The sequence below is a fragment of the Thermomonas sp. genome (genome assembly GCF_025993755.1).
Classification (GTDB): domain Bacteria; phylum Pseudomonadota; class Gammaproteobacteria; order Xanthomonadales; family Xanthomonadaceae; genus Thermomonas.
Window position 1 is genome coordinate 1 of record NZ_JAMQHN010000083.1, and the last position, 3,769, is coordinate 3,769.

Annotated in this window: 5 protein-coding genes; 4 read left to right on the top strand and 1 reads right to left on the bottom strand. The window is 65.5% G+C overall.

What is annotated here, in order from left to right:
- The first annotated feature begins 148 nt into the window (after positions 1-148).
- Positions 149-658: an RES domain-containing protein gene (locus Q0X16_RS05455; RefSeq protein WP_297831643.1), complete on the top strand. Its 510-nt coding sequence runs from the start codon at positions 149-151 to the stop codon at positions 656-658.
- A 55-nt stretch (positions 659-713) separates the two neighbouring features.
- Here Q0X16_RS05455 and Q0X16_RS05460 read toward each other — a convergent pair whose 3' ends face one another.
- The gene (locus Q0X16_RS05460; protein ID WP_297831646.1) at positions 714-1,763 is read right to left on the bottom strand and encodes a LysR substrate-binding domain-containing protein; all 1,050 of its coding nucleotides are present in this window, start codon (positions 1,761-1,763) and stop codon (positions 714-716) included.
- Between Q0X16_RS05460 and Q0X16_RS05465 the strand changes: the two genes are divergently transcribed.
- Genes Q0X16_RS05465 through Q0X16_RS05475 form a run of 3 tightly spaced genes read left to right on the top strand, consistent with a single transcriptional unit; the run spans position 1,738 to position 3,547 of the window.
- A complete protein-coding gene (locus tag Q0X16_RS05465) occupies positions 1,738-1,938 on the top strand; it encodes an SDR family oxidoreductase (protein WP_297831654.1) in 201 nt (66 codons plus the stop codon). The genes Q0X16_RS05460 and Q0X16_RS05465 overlap by 26 nt on opposite strands.
- 17 nt (positions 1,939-1,955) lie before the next feature.
- Positions 1,956-2,849 carry a pirin family protein gene (locus tag Q0X16_RS05470; RefSeq protein WP_297831648.1) on the top strand — a complete coding sequence of 298 codons (894 nt, stop codon included), beginning with the start codon at positions 1,956-1,958 and terminating at the stop codon, positions 2,847-2,849.
- Entirely contained in the window at positions 2,846-3,547 is a 702-nt protein-coding gene (locus Q0X16_RS05475) for an SDR family NAD(P)-dependent oxidoreductase (RefSeq protein ID WP_297831651.1), read from the top strand. The genes Q0X16_RS05470 and Q0X16_RS05475 overlap by 4 nt, the downstream gene beginning before the upstream one ends.
- Positions 3,548-3,769: the final 222 nt, after the last annotated feature.

Here is a 3,769-nt window from a genome sequence, read left to right on the forward strand (position 1 = left end):
AATTCGATGCCGCCCGGTGGCTCGGACAGTGGATCGAGACCGCGCAGCCGGCTCTCGGCGGCAAGAAGCCGGCCGATCTCCTGGACACGCCCACGGGACTGGACATGGTGTCGCGGCTGCTCGGCTCCATCCAGAGCGGCGCCTATCAGTGAAGCTCTGGCGGATCGCCGCGGAAACGCGCGCCTTCCCGGCAGACGATCTCGGCGGCATGGGTGCGGCAAGCCACCCGGGGCGGTGGAACGACCACGGCGAGGCCGTCGTCTACTGCGCGACCTCCATCTCGCTGGCCGTGCTCGAAACGGCCGCGCACATCGATGACGGCGGCTTTCCGCAGAACCGTTTCCTCGTGGAGATCGACGTGCCGGGCGGCGTCTGGTCCCGGCGCGAGGAAGTCCAGGCCTCCGCCCTGCCCGCCGCCTGGTCGGCCATTCCCGCCGGCCGCGCCAGCGTGAGATTCGGCTCCGGCTGGCTGCTCTCCCGCCGCTCGCCGATCCTGCTGGTGCCTTCCGTCATCGTTCCCGAGGAAAACTGCGCGCTGATCAACCCCGCGCATCCGCTGGCCAGGCAGGTCAGGGCGAGAGTGGTGCGGGGGTTCGAGTACGCGCGGATGTTTCGCGCGGGAAAGCCTCGATTGTCCACCCGGCACGGCGCCTTGTAGCGGTGACGGCGAATCTCGCCTGACCTGCGCCACGGCGAACTGGAGCGCCGAATTGTCACGCGCTGCCGGGCGGCTCCAGGCAGCGGCCCTGGGCGATCAGCTCGGCATAGCCTTCCGCCAGCGCGTCCAGCAGGTACCTCACGGCCGGACGCAGGCCCTTGCGGCTGGCGTAGACGGCCTGAACCAGGCCAGGCGGTGGCGCCCAATCGCGCAGAACCTCCTGCAGCGTGCCGGCCAGCAACGCATCATGAACCAGAATGCGTGGCAGCACGGCGCAGCCCACACCGGCCAGGGCGGCATCGCGCAAGGTCGCAACATCATCCACCACGAAGCGCGGCTGGTGCGTGTATTCGACCAGCGCGCCTCCGGGGCCACGCAGGCGCCAGCACTGTTGCTCCGGTGAATTGCCCAGACCCAGTGTCGGCCATCGCACCAGATCGGCGGGCTCGACCGGAGGCGCTGAATTGATCAACAGTTGCGGCGAGGCGACCAGCAGGTGCGGGCTCAGCGCCAGCGGACGCACCACCTCCTCCTGCGGCAGCGAAGCATCGGGCGCGCGTACACGCAATGCCAGGTCCACGCCGTCATGCCACACATCAATGTTTCGATTGCTCGCCTGTACCTGCACCTGCACGTGTGGCCACGCGTTCAGAAAGCGCGCCAGTATTGCCCCAACCGTGGTTTGCAGCAGTGCGGGCGGACAGGCCAATCGAACCGTACCGCGTGGAGCAGTGGTTTGCTCGTCCACCAGCGCCCTGGCTGCCTCGGCCTCGGCGAGCATTGCGCGCGCGTGCAGCAGTACCTGCTCACCTATTGGCGTGACGGCAAAACGCCGGGTGCTGCGCTGAATCAGTCGTGTGCCCAGGGACGCCTCCAGCGACGCAAGGCGCCGACTCAGGCGCGACTTGGGTACGCCGGTGGCACGCTCAGCGGCGACAAAGCCGCCGTGCTCAGCCACCAGGGCAAATGCGGCAAGGTCACCGAGCTCTTCCATGGTCCCTCCAGGCGCTCCATTGTTCTGATTTCGGGACAGTGAAGCCAGAATTCCACCATTTTTCTCGCTTTGAATACAACTTACCATCCAATCCAGCACCGCATTCTTCACTTCCGCAAGGAGACCGAACCATGAGTACGCCCGCAAACTTCAACGGCAAGGCGCCCCGGATCGATCCGAAGAACGTGGCGAGCTGGCTGGCGTGGTTTCGTTCCTTGCCGGCCCGGATTCCGAGTACATCACCGGGCAGTCGATCCTCGTGGACGGCGGCATGGTGTTCAATTGATCCACAGGAATGACCTCGTGAACGCAGAGCCAGTATCCAACAACCGCAAGCGTGTGCTCTCCACGCGTCGCCCACCCGGCCATCATTGGGTGGGCGACGGGTTCCCGGTGCACAGCCTGTTCGGCTACAGCGGTGAAGGAGTAGCCGAGCGCAGTCCCTTCCTGCTGCTCGATTACGCCGCACCGACCCTATTCCCGGCAACGACGCATCGGCGCGGCGTGGGCAGTCACCCGCACCGTGGATTCGAAACCGTTTCCATCGTGTTCGAAGGCGAAGTTGAACACCGCGACTCCACCGGCGCTGGCGGCGTCATTCGCAGCGGAGACGTGCAGTGGATGACCGCCGGCAGCGGTATCCTCCATGAGGAGTTCCACTCGGCAGACTATGCCGCGCGTGGCGGCCCATTCGAGGTCATGCAGCTGTGGGTGAACCTGCCCGCAGTTCACAAGATGACACCTGCGCGTTACCAGTCGATCAGTGCCCCACAGATCCCCGTTGTGAACCTGCCGGAGGGCGGTGGCACCATACGCGTGATCGCCGGCGAGCATGCCGGAACACCCGGCGCAGCCCGCACATTCAGCCCGATGAACGTGCTGGACGTACGTCTTGCGAAGGGTCATACGCTCGAGATACCCCAACCCGAAGGCTGGAGTACGCTGGTGGCGCAGCGCACTGGCAGCGTGCGCGTCAATGGCGACGCCGGGCTTCAAGCCACCGACCTCGCCACTCTGTCCAGGAACGGTACGGGTTTGATCGTGGAAGCAATCAGTGATGCCGCCTTGCTGCTGCTCGCCGGCGAGCCCATCGAAGAGCCGGTGGTCGGTTACGGGCCCTTCGTGATGAACACCGAACAGCAGATCAGGGAGGCAATAGCGGACTTCAACCGCGGACAATTCGGGAGACTTTCATGACCAGACCAGTTTGTGTTGTTGTCGGCGTTGGCGAGGGAAATGGCGCTGCTCTGGCCCGTGCTTTCACCGGGGCCGGATACTCCGTTGCCTTGCTGGCAAGGCGCACAGCGTTCACCACTGAACTGGCAAGGGCATTGCCGGGCGCACACGCATACGCCTGCGATGTATCAGATCCTTCTTCGGTGGCGAGCGCATTTGCGGCCATTCGCGGCGAAATGGGACATCCGGCGACACTCGTCTACAACGCCGGATCCGGCTCCTGGGGAGATGTGGAGAGCACCAGTCTCGACGCCTTCGAGTCATCCTGGCGCGTCAATGCGCTCGGCGCCCTGGCTGCGAGCCAGGAGGTCATCCCGGCAATGAAGGCAGCGGGATCCGGCAACATCATATTCATCGGAGCAACGGCCTCGCTGCGGGGTGGGCCACAGACAGCGGCCTTCGCCCCCGCCAAGGCCGCCCAACGCAGCCTCGCCGAGTCCATGGCGCGCAGCCTCTGGCCGCGCGGGGTTCACGTCTCGCTGCTCATGATCGACGCCGTCGTTGACTTGCCCTCAACCCGCAGGAACATGCCCGACAAGCCGGACAGCTACTTCCTGAGGCCGGACGACATGGCGCAGACCGCCGTGTTTCTCGCCTCACAGCCTCCATCGGCCTGGACCTTCGAAGTCACGGTGCGACCCTTCGGCGAGAAGTGGTGAAGCCGGACGCGTCTCGCGTCTGGCCCGCCCCCCGTGCGTCATCGACAGGTGCAGCAGCGCACAATCCCGGACATTGCCGTATGGTCGCATTCGGTCATGCCGATGCATCAGGGTGACTGCCATGCCCCGCACCACCAATGCGCGCGCCATCAAGAAGGCAATCTCCCTGCCGCCGGACCTGGCTCGCTTCGCAATGGCCACGGCCCGCGAGGAAGGCAAGAC

What these genes read in the sequence shown, in the direction of transcription:
- Q0X16_RS05475 (WP_297831651.1), top strand. Translation starts at nt 2,846, where the DNA reads ATGACCAGACCAGTTTGTGTTGTTGTCGGCGTTGGCGAGGGAAATGGC.